The sequence below is a fragment of the Vallitalea pronyensis genome (genome assembly GCF_018141445.1).
Classification (GTDB): domain Bacteria; phylum Bacillota; class Clostridia; order Lachnospirales; family Vallitaleaceae; genus Vallitalea; species Vallitalea pronyensis.
The window spans coordinates 4,915,365-4,937,242 of the sequence record NZ_CP058649.1 but is presented as its reverse complement, the minus strand read 5'-3'; the positions used below and the strand labels follow the sequence as shown (position 1 = coordinate 4,937,242).

Sequence of the window (21,878 nt, the reverse complement as noted above, 5' to 3'; positions counted from 1 at the left end):
TTCAAACACGACATACAGGCGTCATGTTTGTTATGTTATAATCAATGCAAACATAAAAGATGGAACTTTACGCTTATACATGAATCATAGCCAAGTGTAACCGCTTTATGATATGTATGTAGCATTCCCGTTTTTGGTGTAGATGTAAGATGAAGAAAACAGTGATAAAAAATGAGAAATGGAGTGGATAATGTGCAATATAGCAAAAAAATCATTGCATTGATGATGGAAAGACAGTATTTATCAAAGTCAGTAAGCATAAATGATTATGACCAACTCTATAAGGATACAAGTCCCGGTCAAAATGTGTATTGGTCAGGATTTGGTGAACCACCAACATTATCCTTTCGCACGTCCTTTAATGATATAGACTATAATCGACAAAGACAATTACAAAGAAAATTATTAAAAGGAAGATTTCAGGGTAATAATTTAGGATGGATTGATCGAGACGACTTGGAATTATTTGCTTCTCTATTTAAAAAATCGATAAATAATCTTAATGCAAAACAGCAGATGCTTCTTGAACTTATTGAGAGAGAAGGACCGCTAACGATACAGTTAATGAAGGAAATGACAGGTCTATTGGTTAAAGAAATTACACCTGTTTTACATCAATTACAAAAAGCATTTTTAATCTACGAAGATCAATATGATAATGAGTGGGATAGAGGCTGGTATATATTTGGCCAGATGTTTCCAAATGCCAATATTGAAAAATATTCCATGCTAGAAGCCTTAAAGATTGTATTACAACGCTTTGCCTATAGAATCGTCTTATTTGACGAAGAAATGGTTAAATCCTTTTATAAATTACCGAAGAAAATCATTCGTAGTGCCATTCAAGAATTGGTTCAAGAAGAAGTTCTAATGCCATATGATGATCAATACATGTTGAAGACCGATGAGGTGGTTGTAAACAACACGGATTTTTATATGGAAGAGAGTATCTATGTCCTTCATCGGAATGATTTTCTTGTGAAAGCCAATGAGCATTGGTTAAAAGAACACTTTAAAAGTGAACAATTTAAGACCTTACAATATATCCTAGTAAATGGAGAATTTAAAGGAGCTGTAATGGGGCAGTTTAAATATGGACCTTATATTATAGAAGATGTTATACTTGAGCTAGACGATGATGAATGGCATTACTATAAAGAAGGTATCCTACAAGCTGTTCATCAAGTCAATGACCCCATTAAAAGTCCCATTAAGAAAATAAATGGTATAAAGTGTTATGAACGATAATCACAACCAGAGAACTTCGGACAGAAGATGACTCACCTTCAAATTTTCCAAACAAACAAGTTTAGACATTTTGTAAGCATCAGGTGTATCATCTGATGCTTCGCACTTTAAGCCTACTGCTGATTGGATGTTTTCAATGCTCTCCAGATTGTACTTTGCAATCTCGATTTGATTTTCCCAATAGGCTTGTTTTTGCTGTAATAGATGAATAAGTTCATCAGGATCAATGCCGTTTTCCATGAGTTTTTTAATATCAATCAATCGAATACCAATAGACTTAAATACAAGAATGGTATTTAAAACTGGAAACTGGTCTATCGTATAGTATCTGTAGCCTGTTTGTTCGTCTGTGTATTCAGGTTTAAATAAATCCATCTTATCATACAGCCGTAAAGCTCTAATTGAGGTATTATACATATCCGCTATTTCACCTATTTTAAAATGCACATCCACGTTCCATTCCCCCTTAGCATTATTATACTTTAAATCATATGTTTTCTTCAATAGCCTCATCCATAAAAGACATAATCTTTTTCATACCTGTTATAGCTGGTTGCATGTGTACGGTGTAATGACCTAATTTAAGTATGCCTTGGACCATCATTAGTCTCATCTGTGTGACAAACAATAAATCAGGAATTGTCAATTTATTAGCACTTATTAGTAGGCTACCTAAAATCAATACCAATATATAACCAAGCAAACCAAAGCAGACATTTATACCTAATATAACGGCATTAATCCTATGGAGCTTTATTTTTGATTGATACAATCTTTGACTCATTTGACTGCTTATTTTCATATAGAAATTTTGGGAGCAATATATACGTATGCTCATGTTGTTTTCAAGGATGTCAGAAAAAGTCATGGTCATTTGCTTGGTGTTTTCTCGAATTGTGCTGCTTTGCTTTTGGAGAGGTTTAACAACAAATAAATTGATAAGCAATTGGATACAAGCTAATATCCCTATCATAACGCCTAAGAATAGCGATGTATTAAAAACCAAAACTGTCGATATAATCCCCATCAACAAGCTGCTTAAGATTAGTCTAATATTGGCGTATAAGAATTGAGAATGATTTACATCACTTGTAAGGATGGATATTATATCACCACTATGATGGTTTTCTATAGAAGATAAACGCAGTAAACAGAGCTTACTTAGAATGAAGCCTTTAATAGTTCCACTTATTTTTGCTACAGAGCTTCCATGTAAGCACCAACACACATAGTTATACAAGAAAATTCCTGCAATAAAAAGTATAAAAAAGAGTATTGTTCGGTTTAAGGATACAATGTTCCTTTCAGTAACAGATGCATACACATTTTTGAGTATAAACGCAAGCAGTAAATTAAAAAAGGAGTCTGATAAGCCAGCAAAAAAGGCTATTATGACATGTCTTTTTTTATCTGGAATCATGTGAGCAAAAAATAGTATGATATCATTATATTGCTTTAGAATCTTTTTCATGAGCGATCACCTCTTGCATGTTTTGCAGCATAAACAGTTTGGAATAATAACCATTAGACTGTAACAAGTCATCATGGGTACCCGATTCACATAGTTGACCATTCTTCATACAGAGTATTAAATCAGCATTTACAGCATGTTTGATTTTATGTGTGACATAGATAACGGTATGCTCATTTTTTAGCCCATTAAAGTAATTTAAAACTTTTTCTTCCGTTTCACCATCTAGTGCTGATGTAGCTTCATCCATCAGAAATACAGGTGCATTCTTAGCAATTGCTCTTGCAATGGATATGCGTTGACGTTCGCCTCCTGACAACCTACTCCCATGTTCACCTATATTGGTATAAATACCATCAGGAAGCGTGTTTAAGAAATCCATAAGCTGTGCAGCCTTGCAGGCATCCATCACCCTATCCATACTAATGGAATGACCACAGGTTATGTTTTCAAAGATACTGATGGGAAAAAGCTGAGCGTCTTGGGGTATATAGGATATCTGACTCCTTACATGATCAAGCTGTGTATGTCTAATACTGTCACCAAAAAACAAGATTTCTCCTTGATCTGGATGATATAAACCGGATATTAACTTCAAGATAGTACTTTTACCACAACCACTTTCGCCCACTACTGCAATGTTAGTGTTTCTATAGATTTTAAAGCTTATGTTCTGAAGACTGTTTGTTTCTTTTGAATACCCAAAACTTACATTTTGAAATTGGATAACATTCTTTTTTGTCATGTCTTGTTTAATCCTCCCATGATGATGAACAGACTTAAATTGTGTTAGCATATCCATTAATCTTGATGTATTAGCCATAAAAGCTCTAATGGAACATATTTTTGCAGGTAGATTAACAAGTGGATTTCTAACAAAGCTTGACATATTGGTAAAGGCAAGGAGTGTTCCAGCTGAAAGGTTTCCCTTGATAACCATGTAACCGCCATAACCCCACATGATAGATGTAGGTATGTATGCGAGAAAGCCGTTTATAGACATTAATTTAGCTCGAATGTTATTCGCCTTTATCTCCGATTGGATAGACAGGTTTATTTTCTTATCAATCTTAGATAATAAGTTATGTGTCATTTGAAAAATTTTTAGAATAGAAAAAGCGTCAACTATACTCTTGGCAATAACGTTTACATCAGATAAAGTCTGATTCTTCTTCTTTTCAATGGACGTAATAGGTTTGCTTAACAGATATGCACCTATAGAAATGAAGGGTACGGGAAAGAAACTAACAACTGTTAATTTCCAATTCATCATCAATAAAGCTGTCAGAACAATAATCATTAATAGACTATCGGATAGGAGTGGGGACAGTTCATTTTTGATCCATTCGATTATACCTGATAAATCCGTGTTTAATTTGGACAGACTTCCGCCAGTACTTAGATGATTGACGGTTACATAATTACTTTTTAGTATACCATCAATTGCATCCGTTCTCAAAGCATATCCCGTTTTCTCTGCCAGCTTAGATGAAATCAAACTTTGCGTTACAAGAACAACAACTTGAACAATACCAGCACACACGATGAGCATTGCAGTGTTATTTATAAGGTCATAAGAACCTTTCAAGATATTATCAATGAGTTCTGCATAACCCTTGTTCAACCATAATACTAGTATACCGCGACTAATGCATAGAGTGAATAATGCTATTAATAAGGTTCTCTTTTGCCATAATACGACCACTAACTTACTCAAATACGTCACCCCTTTTATAGTCATCATAAACCATGACGCATGTGTAGAGTCAAGAAGAAAAAACCTGACAAGGGGACGTTTCGTTTGTCATACATTATCTTTTTAACACAAAAAAACCATGTTACCTGGCCATCTTTCTATAATTTCCTGGTGTAATGCCCTCAGCAGATTTAAAATGCCTCATGAAACTATGGACATTATTATACCCAAGTTTCCCAGCAATGTCACCAATCGTTAAGTCCGTGTTTATCAATAAAGTTTTACCTTCTTCCATTCTCTTTTCAGTGATATACTCTAATACTGTTTTACCTGTCTCTTGTTTGAAGATGCGGCACATGTAGGTGGCATTTAAGTTGACATAATCAGCAATGATATCGATGAAGATATCCTTTTTATAATTATTATTGATATATGAACGAATTTTTTCCACATAATGATTGCTGTCAGGATTGTTTGCATGAATAAAATGGCAGCATTTGCTGAATATCTCTTTCAACCAATCATTAATGCTATCAATGGATTTCTGATTAGACAACTCTTTATAAATAAAATAATTTTCACCAAGGACTTTATCAAGAGGTATTTGCAGCTCCTGCAATGTCAGGATAAGCGAATCTATAACTTGGTTAAATATACGATATATATTTTCATAAGTGAGATTATAATTTTTCTTAATGTCATCGGTTATCTTATCCAGATAACGAGCAATCTTGTTAGCGTCACCAGTCTTTAAATTATTAATGATATGGCTTATGGTGTGTATGGGATAATGATAATTCATGCGTACATCATTATTATAGTGCTCATAGAACATGATGTTTTTGGATAGGACAATCTTATAGTTCATAATATCATGAGCTTCTCTATAGGACATGTCCAGTTGCAAAATACTATCATATATATTACCAATACTAACAGTAACTTCTATTTTCAAGATACTTAAAATTACCTGTATGAGCTCTTTGGACAAGTTGTAAAGGTTTTCGCAATGGAGCAGGTGTTCATTGGTATTCACATTAACAATAAGGCAGAGTCTTTTCATATCCACATCTACAGTAAGTATGGTATAGTTCTTGATGAATATTTCATGGATAATATTGTCCATTGCAAATTTATGCAGGTTAATATCCTCGATATTGTTATGCTCAAAGATAGCATCAAAATTATCGATTTCTATTAATAGAACCACATAATCATGAAGCGATAACTGGAGTTTAAGAAAGGTAATTTGCTCTTTAACATCTGCAAGTGATGTATATTTATGATGGATTAAATCATAAGCAAATTTTTCTTTGAGAGCTGGTGCACTTAAAAAGATATCTTTTTTAAGATTCTTATTATGAATGGTAATATGATCAAAAACACCCGATAAATAAGAGAATTCATTTTTGCTATTTTCTTGAGGTTCTGCATCAACCACATGGGCTTTAGCCATGAGCTTAATAATGGGTTTATAGAGCCTAATGGATAAATAGTAAGCTGCAATGATACCAAGTATAATAATGCCTAGGCATAATGTGAGTGTTGTAAAAAGAATCTTATTGGTTTTGTAGGTGATATAAGTATAAGGCACTTCTGATATGATAATCCAATCGTTTACATTGTTTTTGATATAAAACACAAGGGATTCACCATTTGGGGTGGTGAGTTGGCCTTCCATTTTTGTATTATTGACAATACGCTCAATAAAAACTTGGTCGTTTGCTTGCTTAATAAGAGACTTATCCAAAGAAGAAATAATGCTTTTGGTGGAATCAATCATGTAAGTCCGAGCATCTTCGTGGATGTTGAATGTGTTAATGATGGAGGAGATACTTTGCTCGTCAATATGCAAGGTAATATAGCCAAGGCGAAGATTATAACCTATGGGTAGTTTCCTAATAAATGAAATAATATTGATTTTTTTATACTCAGAATTAATATGTTGTCCAGATAGAAGCCATTTTGTCTGAGCCTTGCTGTTTTCCATTTTGCCAATCCACTGATATGATATTTGATTATTGAATAATTGTGTGGCTCCCATGGACGATATAATATGTTTATTTGGCTTTGCATATAATTCAATGGATTCAATATAGTCATGAGATTGTTTATAACTTTTTATAGTATCGTGAATGGCGTTTAGAAGAAATCGGTTATCCGTATTATAGAGATAATTTGAAACACTGCCATTAAGTCCTATCTGAAAGGTCACATCATTGATTTCATTTAAAGTGCTTACTAATGTGGCATTGGTTTGCTGCAATGCATTGGAAGATGACTTAATGATTTCATGCTCAAGGGAACCCACAGTTAGTTGATATGAGACAATACCTAGGATGATGACGGAGAACACAATGGATAATAAAAAGGATAAAAAGTAGAGTATAAAAGTGCGTTGTTTTATTAAGTGAATGGGATGATTATTGGCCATAGTTAACCTCCAAATGTCAAAGATAACAATTATTGTTCATGATACATTCATCCATTATAGACAGTTCAATGTATAGATATTATGACATATATCTATCTAGATGTGAAGCCTATACAAGGGCTTCATAATAATTATACATGGATGTAAAGAATGTATCATGTAAAAGCAAAGATACATACAGCGGGTAAAAATATGAAAATAGACAATAAAACATTGGGATTGTATACTAGGGTTATGCAGCCAATAGGATCCGTTGGTTGATAATCAGATTTGCAGATGTTTGATTTAAAATAGAATAATGGAGGATTACATTATGAAGAAATACCTATCAATCATTCTTATCACATTGTTATGTTTGAACATATTTGTGGGGTGTAGTAGAAAAGAAGACAATAAGCAGATAGATAATGAGAATAATTCATCTAAGGATACATTGGATAATAACGAAACGAATCTTAAAGATATAACATTAACATTTGCATCCTGGGGTGTTAGTGAAGATTCTACAAAAGATATTTTTGAAACAATGGCAGCTGAATATAAAAAGATTAATCCTCATGTTACCATTGACTATATCAGTATTCCTTTTGGTGATATCAAAAAGCAAACCTTTATTATGTCAGCATCCAATGATGCGCCTGATATCATTCAAACACATACAGCATGGTTTTCAACATATGCTGCTTCGGATATTGTTGTGCCTCTTGATGATTTATTGGGTAAAGCATATGTGGATGATTTAATTACATCACTACGAGATGACTATACATACAGAGGCCAACTGATGGGTGTGCCATGGGCGCCATCTCCTTACATCTTATATTGGAATAAAGAATTATTTGAGCAAGCTGGATTAGATCCAGAAACACCACCTAAGACTTATGATGATATGATAGCATATGCCAAAAAGATTGCAAAGCTGAAGACAGATAATGGGGATAAGATATATGGCTTTGGTGAAGCCGCTGATAAATTACCGATTAATGGTCTAGTAGCCTTAAGGAACTTATATAGTTTCGGTGGATCTATCTATGATAAGGATGGTAACGTAAACATTAATACACCAGAAGTAAAGGCCATGTTTACATTTTACAAAAAACTAGCCAATGACGATTTAACACCTACATCAGCTAAGTTAAAGGACCTGAGAAACTTATTCTCAATTGGCCGTTTGGGCATGTATATGGACGGATATTATGGAAAAGCTGTTTATCGAAATCTTAGTGGCAAGGGGGAAGCATTTGATAAAGTATGGGGAGCAGCATTGGTGCCACATAATGCAACAGGTGAAAGTGTTTCCATTGGAGAAGCACATGGGCTAGTCATATCGAAAGACTGTAAAAATCCCGATGTAGCCGCAGATTTTATTAAATTTATAACCGATAAAGAAATGATTACAAAATATCATCAATCCAATGATGTGCTATCAGCAAGAAAGTCATTCGCATCCGACCCTGATCTGAATGATAATGAGATTGCCAAAATATTAGTGGATCAATTAAATAACCATAGTCATGCATTACCTCCTAATAATAAAGGTATGGAACAAGGGTTTTTAGAGATAGCTGGTGCACTTCAAAAAGTGATGCTGGTAGATACGAATGTTGATGATGTAATCGAAGAACTGAATAATAAATTAAAAGGATTGTTAGAGTAATATAAGGTAGGAAGATAAAGGATTGAAGGGGCTGTCTCAAGGATAACTAGCCGGAAGAGTATTATGCATGAGGCAGCCCTTCAAAGTTGAGTCCAATTTCTTGCAAAGGAGCGATGACATATGGAACGAATACTAAGACATGGTATTTCTGAACGTATAAAAGATAAAATATTTCTAATAACCATACTATCACCTGCCTTATTGTTATTATGCTTTTCAATATTTATTCCAATATTAAAGTCCGTCTATATGAGTTTTTTTGATCTGTCGTTAACCAATATGACTAACCCGGTTTTTAATGGGTTAAAGAATTACCAGGAGGTCTTAACAGAGGGAGCATTTCTTCACGCATTCAAAATTACGGTCACCTATGTTATGTTAATTGTCAGTATACAATTTGTACTTGGTATGCTACTATCACTGTTACTTAATAAAGAGTTTAGAGGAAGACGTGTATTAAGGTCCATTGTATTGATCCCTTGGATTGTGCCGACAATTGTTGTGGCTTTACTTTGGATGTGGATTTTTCAGGCGGATTATGGATTGATGAATTATGTGTTGATGAAAATAGGTATTTTAGCGGAACCCACAAAATGGGTGGCAGATCCTAACTTAGCATTAGTAGCAGTTATTGTTGCAGCTTTATGGAGGCAGTTACCTTTTATGGCGACCATGCTTTTGGCAGGCATGCAAAGTATTCCTCAAGAATTGGTCGAAGCAGGAACCATAGACGGTGCGAATAAGTGGCAATTGTTTAGACACATAACCTTACCCTTTCTTAAGAATGTGATTAAAACAGTAACGTTAGTAGCTATTATAGAAAATTTTAAGATGTTTCCTCTATTTTGGATTATGACTGCTGGTGGCCCTATGAACAAAACAACAACCCTTGCGGTATTGAGTTATCAGACGTCCTTTATTGAACTGGATATAGGAAAAGGTGCTGCAATTGGGACATTATGGCTCATAATACTTATGATAATATCAGCTATTTACAATAAATTACTGACAGAAAAATAGGGAGGTAAAACATTGAAGAAAATGAGTAAATTCAATAAAATAATAACCATTAGTTGTCTTATTTTATTTTTGATTTTTTTATTATTTCCTTTTTATTGGATGATTAGCACGTCACTCAAGGATATGCGTGCCATATTTAAGTTACCACCAGAATGGCTCCCATTAAACCCAACACCAGAGAATTACGTGAAGCTCTTACAAGAAAACTATTTTATAACCTATTACACCAATAGCATTAAAGTAGCTTTTAGTACAACTTTCATTTGTATGATAGCCTCTATGTTCGCAGGGTATGGCTTTTCAAGATACTCATTTAAAGGAAAGAACACATGCCTAATGCTCATCTTATCGACGCAAATGTTTCCAGTTATTTCATTGTTAATATCACTCTATTCAATATACAATCAATACCACTTACTAAACACCCATTTTGGGCTTGTCATAGCCATAACAACAGCATCATTACCTTTTTGTATATGGATGATTAAAGGATTTTTTGATGAGATATCCATTTCACTTGAAGAAGCCGCAAAAATAGATGGATGCAGTCGATTTGGTATATTGTTTCGTATTATATTCCCCTTATCAAAACCGGGGTTTTTAGCTGTAGGTATGTATACATTTTTATTATCTTGGGATGATTTTTTGTATTCTATTACATTGATCAACAAGGACCACTTAAGAACATTACCTTCAGGAATTTCCATACGATATCTTGGAGAGTTTGCTTATGATTGGGCTAATGTAATGACGGTTAGTGTAGTAGCAACATTACCCATCTTATTCTTGTTCTTATTTTGTCAAAAATACATGGTGGCAGGATTAACTGCTGGTGGGGTAAAAGGATAATGTAGTGTAAGAAAAAACCTGACAAGGGGACGTTTCGTTTGTCATAATCTCACAAGGGGGACCATGTAGTTTGGCATAATAATAGAGGTGCTGCATCGTACATTCCGTCAATGCATAACCCCTATCAGTTGAGAATTACATACTTAAAGCCTGCATTATAAAATCAATAGAACCATCTATTAAAGGTAAATGCCACCATTGACCATGGCATAGGGCATACTTCTTTCCATCAGCAGTAATCATGGTTCGGGTGGGACAATTTTTTCGACATCCTCGACATTGAGGAATATTTGAGCGATATTCTTTTGGGATGCTTTCGATTAACGTTGTCCCTTTATCTATTTTATTTCGAAAATCAAGCACAAGGTGAGGTAAAATGCCATGTTCCATATTTTGAAGAACTCTCACCTTATTGCGATAGTTATATTGACATGGTAATGTACCATGGTACCAACCTTTTTCACATTTACCATAGCGTATGTTCTTTTTTTCTAATGATTTGTTGAGTAAAAGTAAGAAATTCTGGTGTTCTTCAGGTAAAAGGCAAACACTATATAAATCTTCCATGGGAATTGTTGCGTGTATACCATGTGCAAATATACGATAATTAAATTTGGCATAGTCAAAGCCAAAACTAATACGGCATATGCAAGGTCTAGAAAATGCTTTGATGATGTTGATAATAGGTGGATTACTGGGGAAGGTTATCTCCAGTTGCTGTAGCTCACTAAATTTTTTATCTTCTATAAACCCATCAATTACAAAACCAAAAGCAGTCAAATACTTAAAAATAGATGATACATGTTTAGTGCTATAAAATTTATCAAATGTCTCGCTATCAATGGTTTTAATTTTATCAGTTAATGCAGTGGAACTATTTGAGTAAAATACGGCATAACTTTCTCGAAAGGCTTTCATATCTACGCATAGTGTATTATTTTCTAATTTGGATGTGAGACCAATTGTATAGATAATTTTCTTGATGCTGCTTATATTTTGTGATGTTTGGATTTTCATTTCACCACTTTTTTTATGCTTAGCCAATAAGCCTATTGCTTCTGGGTGTTTTTCTAGATAGGTATACATATGTATCACCAGATCTCTTAAAGCTTTAAAGGCTATACAAAATTGTTTTTGTGTTAAACCTTGTAGATGTTCTTTAAGAACCATAAAATCATCTGGTATTTCTGACATATAGTCATTATAGGATTTTATTGCAAAACGCAATTCTTGAACATTGTTATAACTTAATACATTAGCCATGACACGATCCTCCTTATCATTTATCATTAAACATGTATATATGATTCATATTATCAGACATAATTTTCTAATGCAAACAAAATATTATTTACATAATTAAGTAAAGAATGCTTTATATGAAAAATTGTAAAAAATGATAATCTAGCAGATAGGTTGTATGATGATGATGAAGTTCAATATCGAAGTGTAATAGAATATGACAGACGAAACGTCCCCTTGTCATAAAAAAGGGTGAAGCTGTGTGAGCTTTACCCTTGTGTGTGTGTTAAAATAAGTGCAAAATCCAATTTATGATAAGGATAATGCATGTGCCGATGCCCAAGATCCAATTAAAACGGCTTAAATGAGGACTGTATTTTTTTCTTATGAGAAATAAGCTGCTATTGATCATTTGACTTATGAGTAGTATGTAAAGAAGCAGTCCGGCAATATTATAGTGGAGAGACTTTACTAACTGACCGTGACCAATGGATACAAAACTTCTAGTTAAGCCACATGATGGGCAATCATACCCTGTCATCTCTTTAATCACACATTTGCCAATAATAAACTGGTCCGATAAATAGACCAGGTCTCCTTCAATATAAGCGATTACAGAAATGATGAGTATGCTCAATAAGGCAATAATAATGGCAACATTTAAGAAAATAGAAAACTTCATCTTACATAAGATTACTTAGTTGATAAGCACCTGACGCAGCAAATAGAGATAATATAATTATTAATCCAATGGTAATAATGCCAAGAACAAGACCAGCAATGGCCATGCCTCTGCCTTCTTTATTAGGATTAGTTTTATTGGCATTGATCATGATACCTCCAAATATGATAGCCAATAGAGCTAAAGGTATAGATAGGTAAACGATACATAATGTAACGATCCCAACAATACCACAAACCATCGATGCAATAGCAAGCCCTTTATTGTTGACAGGCTGGTTTGGGTTGTTTATTTCTGACATTGTGACATCCTCCTTCATATTATTGGGTTCATTATAGCATATAAAACTAAATATTTCCACAAAAAGACACAGACATTGACCTATTCCCCTATGCCGTCTTGCCTAGAAAATGAACCATGGATGAATGCTGGTTGTAAAAGCCAAAAAAATATGTGATAATGATTGCATATGATTTAGCAACACGTTTTTATGCATTGACCAAGTTGTAAAACAGAAAGGGTTTTCATGGAAAATTATACAGGAGAAATTGCTGCACTATTCACTGCTATTTGTTGGTCAATTACTGCAACATCCTTTGAATATGCTGGAAAAAAAATAGGGTCTCTTGCCCTGAATATTATTAGGTTATTTATGGCATTCATCTTTTTAGGTCTATTTACTTGGATTACAAGAGGACTTATATTACCTGTGGATGCAAGCTTAGATACTTGGATATGGCTTGGGTTGTCTGGGGTGGTTGGGTTTGTCATGGGTGACTTATTCTTATTTGAAGCTTTTGTGAGAATTGGATCAAGAATATCCATGCTGATTATGGCAAGTGTACCACCCATTACGGCTGTTTTAAGTTTTTTTATACTGGGTGAATGGATGAGTGTTTCACAGATTATAGGGATGACCATAACCATATTAGGTATTGCTATTGTGATACTTGTTAAAGGGGATCATAAAGGAAATATTAAGCTGTCTCATCCTGTAAAAGGCATTTTATTTGCATTTGGGGGGGCATTAGGTCAGACATTAGGACTTATACTAAGTAAGTTTGGTATGGCAGATTATAATGCTTTTGCAGCAACACACATTCGGGTTATTACTGGAATATTGGGATTTGCTATTGTCTTTACAGTTAAGAAGAGGTGGGGTTCTGTTGCACGAGCTTTTAGACAACGAAAGGCCATGATGGTCTTAACCATTGGAGCCATATTTGGTCCCTTTATAGGCGTATCGCTGTCACTGGTTGCCATACAACATACTAATCCTGGTGTTGCGTCAACCATTATGGCCATTACCCCAGTGCTTATCATACCTTTTTCAATTGCCGTACATAAAGAGAAAATTACACTAAAAGAAGCTTTAGGTGCCTTGCTGACTGTTGTGGGTGTAGGCTATATTTTTATGGTGTAACATGCCTGAGAAAAGGTGCAACAAGGTGGTATACCATTGAAAAAATCCACTCTATAACATAAGAGTGGATTTTTTGATTAATGTCCCACAGCCATCTGTACTTCATAATAATTGTAAAAATTTTTAACGAACCTATATACATACTATTTTAACCAGTCTGTTATACATACCTATTCTCTTTTGTTAATAAGACCAAAGAAATAGAGGTCAACCAGTTTATCATAGGATTGCTTATGATTCATTAGGGATTCAAAATAAGTGTATTTAGCGTTTAACCCAGCTCTAAAAATTTCTGTATAGGCATACAAAATATCATTGGATATGTTGCGATTAATGTAACCAGCAGCTTTTCCTTCATTAAAAAAATCAAACATCAGTTTTTTGACTTGCCTGTCATAAATGTCAACCATATACTGCTCACATTCAGCATCCATGCGACGGACTTCTTCAATAAATTTACCATTTAGTATGGATTGGGACTGTTCTTTTGAAGAAAGAACACATTTTAGCTTGGATAAAAAATCTTCTTTACAATTAAATGTTTCTTCTACCTTACGGACCATGTTGGTAAAAATCATTTTTACCACTTCACGATAAAGACCTTCTTTGCTTTCAAAATATTTATAGATGGTTACCTTTGAAACATTTGCTTTGTCAGCAATCTCATCGATACTTACCTTTTTGATGCCGTATGTATTAAATAAGGTAAATGCTGTATTTTTTATGACTTCAATTTTATTATTTCGTCTTCTTTCATGACCGTTCAAGATTACATCTCCTATTCCTATTCTTGGTTAATGCGTTCCATAAATATTATAGTAGAAATAATCTATAAAGTCAAAAAGAATGAACGATATGAACATATAGGGTTCATTAAACTTGACAGTAATGAATGGTTATGTTAAAATGAACTTAATTTAATAATAAAGTTCATAAAGTACATAAAATTAAGTAAGGAGGTCGTAGCATGGGATATTTTAAGTATGAAAAATGGGATGTGCATCATCACATAAGTCCAAAATTTTATTCAGAACAGTTGGAAAGAATAGGCATGACCAAAGTGTGGGGGATAAATCAGACAACATGGTCGGAAAAGGCGCAACGAAAGATGATGAAAAAACATCATATAACACGGGCCATTATGTCCATATCTACACCTGGTGTTTATTTCGGGGGAGATACATATAGCAGAAAATTAGCTAGAAGATGTAATGATTTTATGGCGGATCTTATTAAAAAACATCCTGACCAATTGGGTGCTTTTGGAGCAGTACCACTGCCTGATGTAGAGGGTGCTGTAGAAGAGTTGAAGTACGTATTGGATGTATTAAAATTTGATGGTATTGGTTTATTAAGTAATGTTAACGGCAATTATCTAGGGCACCAACAGTATGAACAGTTCTTTGAAGAAGCCAACAAAAGATGTGCCACCATCTACATACATCCAACAGCAGCTCCAAATAAAATAGATCATGGGTTACTCAACTATATGTACTATATGAAACTAGATACAACACGTACAATCATGGACTTTGTCAGAAGCGGTTATCATAAGCTTTTCCCGAATATTAAGTTTATACTTTCCCATGGAGGAGGGGTTCTACCAGCTATCTATCCAACACTCATGGAACGTTTAAGAGATGAAAATCCTCATATTGAAGCAGAATATGATCATTGGAAATCGCAACTATACCTTGATACATCATTAGTGGCGTATCATGAGATGTTACCTAAGATGATTGATTTTGCGGGCATACGTCATACACTATACGGCAGTGATTATTGCTGGGCAAAGTCAAATTATGCCTACTTTATAAAACAACTTAGTACATTTAATATAAATCACAGTTACCTTGAAGGTATATTTAAACATAATGCAGAAAGAGCATTGAAGGCTAAAGCACCTGTTAAACAAGTCTTAGTAGACAAGATGCAACCCATAACCAATCACAATAGAAAGGGTAAGATTAAATATCATTATCATTGTACCCCCAAAGCAGTTTATGAACAGCTAAAAAGAATAAAACCTTCATATTGTAATGGTGAAGTGAAACTTTGGGATATGCAAGAAACCTTTAATTGGATGTGTAAATGTGGTTATGATAAAATCATGCTGTCTTTGGATATGCCTCAGCTATGGCAGTTAAAAGATAGTGAGAAGACTGCCATGCTTAAGACATATAATAATGAAGTGGTAGGCATCAGGAACAAGAATCCTAAAAAGATAGGGGCTTTTGGGGCTATTGACGTGGAGAATACAGAACATGCCCTAAAGGAAATTGATTATTGTTTACATGATTTAGAGTTAGATGGACTATGCATTTATACGAGAATCTATGATCAAGAGTTAGAGGAAGTATTTGATGTAAACATATTAGATAAACTAAGGAAATCAGGTGTACCCATTTTGGTTCATCCAAAAGATACCACGGGCATACCCATTTTTAATGAAAACTATCTGGATGCTGTATTTTTTGTGGCTAAAATGTTGTATCTGGATAAATACGAGTACTTAAAAGATACCCGTTATGTTTTAACCCACACTGGTGGATTAGTGGATTTTCTAGCTAAACCGCTGGGTATGTTATACTATCTACAGTTACATAAGAGAAAAATGGTGCAGTTTATATGGGATTGGTTAATCACAAAAAAAGAAAAAGGGTATGCTTATTTGCAAAGTGTCCATGTTGAAGATTAAGTGATTACAAGAGTTCTTTGGCAGTATCCTCATCCGTAAGTAATATGTTTACAAGCCTTCCTACAAGAGCTGCTTTAATGGCAGGAATCTTATTATCGCCATAGGCAATAGCGGCTCTTACTGGAACGGTCAGAAGGTCTTCAATAGAAGCACCGACTAATCGGTCACTGATATCATGCATGGAAAAATGACCTTGTTCATCAAAGAAATGATAACTGATATCCCCCACGCTGTTCTTCTTGAGTTTATCGGAGGTAAGGTCAGCAATGGTACCCAGTTGCAGAATGGTTGCCTGCCTATCGGAGGTACCAATAGCCACAACCAGCATATCCAGTTCTTTAATTTCGTCAAAGCTTTTTTTGATTTGCATTTGTTGCATAAAAATCTCTTTTGTTGCTTTATCGTTGGCAAAAGCTGGGGCATGGATGTATACAGGTTCAGCTTTTAGGGCCTGTGACCAAGATTGAATCACGGATGTTGATGGTAAGTTGCCAGCATTTCCTGATAATTGTACCAACTTTAAGTCAGGTCTTGATTCGCATGTATGCATATGTTGTCCTACTTGGTATAATGTATGACCTCCAGTTAAGCCAACCCTTCCTTGGAAGGGTAAAATACTGTTCATATAGTCAACAACAATGTTTTCAAAGTTGTTGCCTGGAAGTCTTTTCACTACAACGGCGTCTTTGAGATTGTATTTATCGATGAGCGTGTGTTCGGAGTCTGTATTGCGCAACACATTGGCGTTATAGCCAATCTGAATTTGTACAACCCCTTCATTTCGGGCTTCACTTAGAAAACGACCTACGGAAGAGCGTCCTATACCAAGCTGCTGAGCGATTTCTTTTTGGTTCATACCGAGTATATAATACATTCGAGCAACTCGTGCTAAAAATTCTTTTTTCGTTGTTTCGTTGGTGTGGCTATTTTTTTTCATTTGCTTCCTCCAATGTATTATGATAGTGCAAGTATATCATATACAGGGGAATGGCTCAATATAGAAGTGTTTTAAGTTTAGGTGTTGTAGGGGTTGGTAGCTATGCTAAGTTAATGTATGAAGATACTATTGGTAGAGGTGTGGTGATGGCAAGACGTTCGTAGATAGGCGATAGGTAACGGTAAGTTGTTCAGGTTAAAAGAGTCTAAGAAAAGCTAGAGTTCGTTCCAGAAGTATTTCCTAAAGCTTATAACTCCCTACGGTCAGACAGATAAGCTTCTGAACGGAAATACTTCTTCCACTAACTAAGCTTTACTAAGACTCTTTTAAAAATCACAGCTTACCGTTACCTATCGCCTATCTACTAGGCTAATGCTTGGGCTAGTGGTGAATAAGGTTATTCAAAAGGTATCTTTATAAAAAAATGCTTAAGAGCCAATGGCCAATGAGAGGTATTTAGAACAAGTTATTTAACAACGAAAGCTAGTAAATAACCACAAGACTAATAAATGTCATAGCTTTAATCTTCAACGGAAAGGAAGTAGTAAGGTGTTCTAGGTGTTACGACAAGTGAACCATGGACGGTGAACGCCTTTCATTTAATCAGGACGATTAAGAGAAAGGAAAAGTAACACCTAGAACACCTTACAAAAGCCACAAGCCATAAAGAAAGATTAAAGCTATGACATTTATGGAATATCCCCTGTAAAGCCACTTCGGTGTCTACAGCTGAAATTTATAATGGAGATAACCATTTGCGTGAATAATAGGTTTTCATGGTGTAGTCGTCATATACCATCCTTCATAACTTGACACAAGGAGATGTGCAAGATATAATATAAATGAGCAAAAGGTTATATTATGAGCATATGCTCATTGAACAAAAACATGAAGATACTAAATTGATAATAATGAAATAAATGAAAAGGCTAACGGGTTGTAGTAGGAGGGAGGATTATATGGCTGATGAGAAGCTGCGGATTGTAAATACAGTATGTCCAAGAAATTGTTATAGTGGTTGTGGCATGCAAATTCACTTAAAAGGCGATAAAATCATTAAAGTAAAAGGTAATGAGAATAATCCAGCTACACGGGGCAAAATCTGTTTAAAAGGATTGAGCTATCCTCAAATGATTGATCATCCAGACCGTTTGTTGTATCCATTGAAACGTACGGGTGCTAGGGGTACATCTCAGTTTGAACGCATTACATGGGATGAAGCAATGGATTTGGTGTACGACCATTTTAAGCCTATGGTGGAAAACTATGGTCCAGAATCAATTTTGTATTATGTGGGGTCAGGTAACCATGGCAGTATCATGCAGCAATATGCTTATGGGTTTTGGTATCAATTGGGAGGGTTTACAGGTACAAGAGGTAACCTGTGTGATTCTGCGGCAACCGAAGCCATTCGCTATACGTTTGGTGCTATTAAGAACAGTGCTTTAACGGAGATTGAACATACAGAGTTAATCATACTATGGGGCAAAAACCCATCCTTTACCAATATGCATTCCATGTATCATATCCATAAAGCTCTTGAAAAGGGTGCGAAAATGGTGACCATTGACCCACGATTAAACGAGTCCAGTAATCGCAGTGACTTACATCTCTATCCCCGATGTGGAACAGATGGGTTACTTGCTATTGGTGTAGCAAAATGCATGATTAACAAAGGATTAGTTGATGGAGACTTTATCAATAAGCATGTGTTAGGTTATGAAGCTTATAAGACCATGCTTGATGACTATTCCATGGAAGAGATTGCAAGACTAACAGAAGTAAGTGTGGAGGCAATACAACAACTAGTGGACATGATGGCAGCAGTGAAAAAATTCACCATTATCTTGGGAAAAGGTTATCAGCGATACAGTAATGGGGGTCAGACAACACGTGCCATATGTGCTTTACCTGTTATAGCAGGAGCTATAGGAAAGCGTGGAGTTGGTTTGTATTTCAATGATTCTCAAAGGCCTATGCAGAAGTGGTCTTATTATCCGCCAAAACCTCAACATATACGCACAACGCTGAATATGGGGAAATTGGCTGAGATAGACCATATGCAGGAGCCACCCATAAAAGGTATGTGGATAGAAGCGGCTAATCCTATGACCAGTAATCCCAATCGTCATAAATTGGAAAAGGTACTTCATGGATTGGATTACATGGTTTGTGCGGAGCATTTTTTAACGGATACGGCAAAGATGGCTGATTTGGTACTGCCAGCAGCTATGTTCTTAGAAGAAAATGATATTATACGCTCATATGGTCATTCCTATTTACAACTGAAACAAAAAGTAATGGCCTGTCCTGGAGAGGTCAAAACAGATAAAGAAATCTACCATATGCTAGGCAAACGATTTGGTTTTGATATGGCATATCTGCCAGAAGATGATGCCACAATTCTTCGACAAGTTATTTCAGCCAGCGGCTATGCAACAACTTTAGAAGAAATGAAAGAGACACCCTATCTATTTCCCGAATATGATGCTATAGCTTATGCAAATAAGATTTTTCCAACAGAAAGTGGAAAAATTGAATTATATGCTGAGTCATTACAACGGGATTGGGGAGTTCATCCGTTACCTATTTATGTAGAGCCAAGTGAGAGTAAATATTCTAATCCAGAAGGATTCAAAAAATATCCGTTACAATTCATGACTGCCCATGCAAAAGAAAGAATTAATTCCCAATTTACCCAACCGGATTGGCTATCTGAAATGGTTGAACCAGAAATGCATATCCATACAAAAGATGCTTTGGCAAGGAAGATTAGAAACGGTGATCGGGTTCGAGTCTTTAATCAACGAGGTGAAATCTATGTGAAAGCTCTTGTAGGGGAAGCTGTACAGTCTGGTACTGTCAATGTTTTTGAAGGCTGGTATGACCATACCCATGCTTCTGTAAACAAGCTGACAGAAGACAGGGCAACAGACTTCGGTCATGGAGCCGCTTTTCACAATTGTCTGGTAGAAGTAGAGAAGGTGAATGGGCCATGAAGGCAAGAAGGTTTAAATTTGAATACGAAAAGTGTCTTGGTTGTCAAGCCTGTGTGCTTGCCTGTAAACAACAGAACAACACCCAGAAAAGTCAGGGATTAAGAAGGCTTAGGGCGATTAATCCATCACGCCATCAAGGATTACCAGCTTATCATCTATCCATGGCTTGTAACCATTGCAAAGACCCCAAATGTATGGAAGTGTGTGAAGCACATGCCATTGAAAAACGAAAAGATGGTCCTGTTGTTTTCCACCAATCAATATGCAACGGTTGTAAGATGTGTGTTGGTGCGTGTCCGTATGATGCAATTACCTATAACCATGAAAATGATAAGATTAACAAATGCAACATGTGTATTGAAACCCTGGGCAGTCAAGAGGTTCCTTTCTGCGTAAGCAGTTGTCCTACAGGGGCATTATCCGTGGTGGATGATTGTTGCGGGAATGATACAGAACATGCATTGGATAGGATTTTAAAGGATATGGATAAGAGGATTGGAGGAAAGCACCATGAGGTTTAAGCTATTAAAAGAAGACGTTTCTTTATTGATTAAGGGGTTTCTGGACAGAGACATAAAGGTTATTGGTACCATGAAGAAACAAGACCAATATGTCTTCACCCAGATTCATGACCCAGATGCTTTCACAGCGAACTATGTGCCCACCATCCTTCCTCTAAAGAAGTATTTCATCCCCCAAAGAGAAACCTTATTGCATTACGATAAAAAACAAGAGATGTTTGAAAACCCTGACATACTGGAACATGAAAAGCAACTGACGATTTATATGGGAATACGGGGGTGTGACTTTGAGTCCATTAAAATATTGGATGAGATGATGTTAACCAACGAGACAGACCTCTATTACCATGCCAGAAGAAAGAACAGCTTATTCTTTGTGTTCGATTGTGAAAAACCTGTTGATAAGGATTGTTTTTGTTATATGCTTCATAAAAAAGATATGACAGGAGCGGATGCTGTTTTTTATGATCATGGAAGCTATTATTTATTGGAAATCCTCCATGAAACAGCCATTAAAATCCTCAGCCCAATGATAGATATACTCCAAAAAACAAATGAAAAAATACCTAATCAAGGCATGGATACAGATGATTATGATTGGCTTATGAATAGACAAGAGGACCTTATGGATGATCACAAGGTAGAAAAGGTGTGTCGTGAAGAAGCTGAACAATGCTTAGATTGTGGTTCCTGTGTCATGGTATGTCCAACCTGTTATTGTTTTACCATTCAAGATGAAGATGATGTGAATATGGCTAAGGGAAAAAGGGTACGTGCTTGGGATGGCTGTATGTTAACAGATTTCTCCTTGGTAGCAGGAGGGCATCATCTTGTTTCTAACGGTGTAGAAAGAGCCATTCACCGTTTTAGCCGTAAGTATAAAAATGCCCTAAAACATCATGACCGTTTTCTATGTGTTGGATGTGGCAGGTGTTCAAGAGTGTGTCCTGCGAAGAATAATATCAAGACCATGTTAAAAAGTCTATAGAAAAGAATGGAGC

The 21,878-nt window shown here is 35.4% G+C and carries 18 protein-coding genes; 9 read left to right on the top strand and 9 right to left on the bottom strand.

Annotated features, from left to right (window positions below):
• Window positions 1-171: 171 nt before the first annotated feature.
• Complete coding sequence (locus HZI73_RS20560; protein ID WP_212695234.1) at window positions 172-1,248, top strand: hypothetical protein; 1,077 nt, start codon at window positions 172-174, stop codon at window positions 1,246-1,248.
• Here HZI73_RS20560 and HZI73_RS20555 read toward each other — a convergent pair whose 3' ends face one another.
• From HZI73_RS20555 to HZI73_RS20540, 4 genes are all read right to left on the bottom strand, one after another.
• Complete coding sequence (locus HZI73_RS20555) at window positions 1,249-1,752, bottom strand: MerR family transcriptional regulator (RefSeq protein WP_212695233.1); 504 nt, start codon at window positions 1,750-1,752, stop codon at window positions 1,249-1,251.
• A complete protein-coding gene (locus HZI73_RS20550; protein WP_212695232.1) occupies window positions 1,736-2,719 on the bottom strand; it encodes an ABC transporter transmembrane domain-containing protein in 984 nt (327 codons plus the stop codon). The genes HZI73_RS20555 and HZI73_RS20550 overlap by 17 nt, the downstream gene beginning before the upstream one ends.
• A complete protein-coding gene (locus HZI73_RS20545; RefSeq protein WP_212695231.1) occupies window positions 2,694-4,436 on the bottom strand; it encodes an ABC transporter ATP-binding protein in 1,743 nt (580 codons plus the stop codon). The genes HZI73_RS20550 and HZI73_RS20545 overlap by 26 nt, the downstream gene beginning before the upstream one ends.
• A 121-nt stretch (window positions 4,437-4,557) precedes the next feature.
• Window positions 4,558-6,849 carry an AraC family transcriptional regulator gene (locus tag HZI73_RS20540; RefSeq protein ID WP_212695230.1) on the bottom strand — a complete coding sequence of 764 codons (2,292 nt, stop codon included), beginning with the start codon at window positions 6,847-6,849 and terminating at the stop codon, window positions 4,558-4,560.
• 313 nt (window positions 6,850-7,162) lie between these two features.
• Between HZI73_RS20540 and HZI73_RS20535 the strand changes: the two genes are divergently transcribed.
• The 3 genes from HZI73_RS20535 (at window position 7,163) to HZI73_RS20525 (ending at window position 10,375) form a co-directional block, all read left to right on the top strand.
• Window positions 7,163-8,506, top strand: a complete 1,344-nt coding sequence (locus HZI73_RS20535; RefSeq protein WP_212695229.1) for an ABC transporter substrate-binding protein — start codon at window positions 7,163-7,165, stop codon at window positions 8,504-8,506.
• A gap of 120 nt (window positions 8,507-8,626) precedes the next feature.
• Window positions 8,627-9,526 (top strand): carbohydrate ABC transporter permease, encoded by a 900-nt coding sequence (locus HZI73_RS20530; RefSeq protein WP_212695228.1) that lies wholly within the window; start codon window positions 8,627-8,629, stop codon window positions 9,524-9,526.
• Between the two features lie 21 nt (window positions 9,527-9,547).
• Window positions 9,548-10,375: a carbohydrate ABC transporter permease gene (locus HZI73_RS20525; RefSeq protein WP_212698886.1), complete on the top strand. Its 828-nt coding sequence runs from the start codon at window positions 9,548-9,550 to the stop codon at window positions 10,373-10,375.
• A gap of 135 nt (window positions 10,376-10,510) precedes the next feature.
• On the opposite strand, the gene HZI73_RS20520 is transcribed toward HZI73_RS20525, so the two are convergent.
• The 3 genes from HZI73_RS20520 to HZI73_RS20510 all read right to left on the bottom strand — a co-directional run bounded on the left by HZI73_RS20520 (window position 10,511) and on the right by HZI73_RS20510 (window position 12,600).
• Complete coding sequence (locus tag HZI73_RS20520) at window positions 10,511-11,638, bottom strand: hypothetical protein (RefSeq protein WP_212695227.1); 1,128 nt, start codon at window positions 11,636-11,638, stop codon at window positions 10,511-10,513.
• Between the two features lie 265 nt (window positions 11,639-11,903).
• Entirely contained in the window at window positions 11,904-12,299 is a 396-nt protein-coding gene (locus HZI73_RS20515; protein WP_212695226.1) for a DUF2752 domain-containing protein, read from the bottom strand.
• A 1-nt stretch (window position 12,300) separates the two neighbouring features.
• Entirely contained in the window at window positions 12,301-12,600 is a 300-nt protein-coding gene (locus tag HZI73_RS20510) for a DUF4190 domain-containing protein (RefSeq protein ID WP_212695225.1), read from the bottom strand.
• 225 nt (window positions 12,601-12,825) lie between these two features.
• On the opposite strand from HZI73_RS20510, the gene HZI73_RS20505 reads away from it, so the two are divergent.
• Entirely contained in the window at window positions 12,826-13,722 is an 897-nt protein-coding gene (locus tag HZI73_RS20505; RefSeq protein WP_212695224.1) for a DMT family transporter, read from the top strand.
• 170 nt (window positions 13,723-13,892) lie between these two features.
• On the opposite strand, the gene HZI73_RS20500 is transcribed toward HZI73_RS20505, so the two are convergent.
• The gene (locus tag HZI73_RS20500) at window positions 13,893-14,489 is read right to left on the bottom strand and encodes a TetR/AcrR family transcriptional regulator (RefSeq protein ID WP_212695223.1); all 597 of its coding nucleotides are present in this window, start codon (window positions 14,487-14,489) and stop codon (window positions 13,893-13,895) included.
• 200 nt (window positions 14,490-14,689) lie between these two features.
• Between HZI73_RS20500 and HZI73_RS20495 the strand changes: the two genes are divergently transcribed.
• A complete protein-coding gene (locus tag HZI73_RS20495; protein ID WP_212695222.1) occupies window positions 14,690-16,420 on the top strand; it encodes an amidohydrolase family protein in 1,731 nt (576 codons plus the stop codon).
• 4 nt (window positions 16,421-16,424) lie between these two features.
• Here the strand turns inward: HZI73_RS20495 and HZI73_RS20490 are convergent, their stop codons facing one another.
• The gene (locus HZI73_RS20490; protein WP_212695221.1) at window positions 16,425-17,357 is read right to left on the bottom strand and encodes a sugar-binding transcriptional regulator; all 933 of its coding nucleotides are present in this window, start codon (window positions 17,355-17,357) and stop codon (window positions 16,425-16,427) included.
• Between the two features lie 959 nt (window positions 17,358-18,316).
• Here HZI73_RS20490 and HZI73_RS20485 point away from each other — a divergent pair.
• From HZI73_RS20485 to HZI73_RS20475, 3 genes are read left to right on the top strand one after another with little or no spacing between them, the layout of a single operon-like run.
• Window positions 18,317-20,356 (top strand): molybdopterin-containing oxidoreductase family protein, encoded by a 2,040-nt coding sequence (locus HZI73_RS20485; RefSeq protein WP_212695220.1) that lies wholly within the window; start codon window positions 18,317-18,319, stop codon window positions 20,354-20,356.
• The gene (locus HZI73_RS20480; protein ID WP_212698885.1) at window positions 20,353-20,877 is read left to right on the top strand and encodes a 4Fe-4S dicluster domain-containing protein; all 525 of its coding nucleotides are present in this window, start codon (window positions 20,353-20,355) and stop codon (window positions 20,875-20,877) included. Before HZI73_RS20485 ends, HZI73_RS20480 begins: the two co-directional genes overlap by 4 nt.
• Window positions 20,867-21,865 (top strand): 4Fe-4S dicluster domain-containing protein, encoded by a 999-nt coding sequence (locus HZI73_RS20475; RefSeq protein WP_212695219.1) that lies wholly within the window; start codon window positions 20,867-20,869, stop codon window positions 21,863-21,865. Before HZI73_RS20480 ends, HZI73_RS20475 begins: the two co-directional genes overlap by 11 nt.
• The last annotated feature ends 13 nt before the right edge of the window (window positions 21,866-21,878 follow it).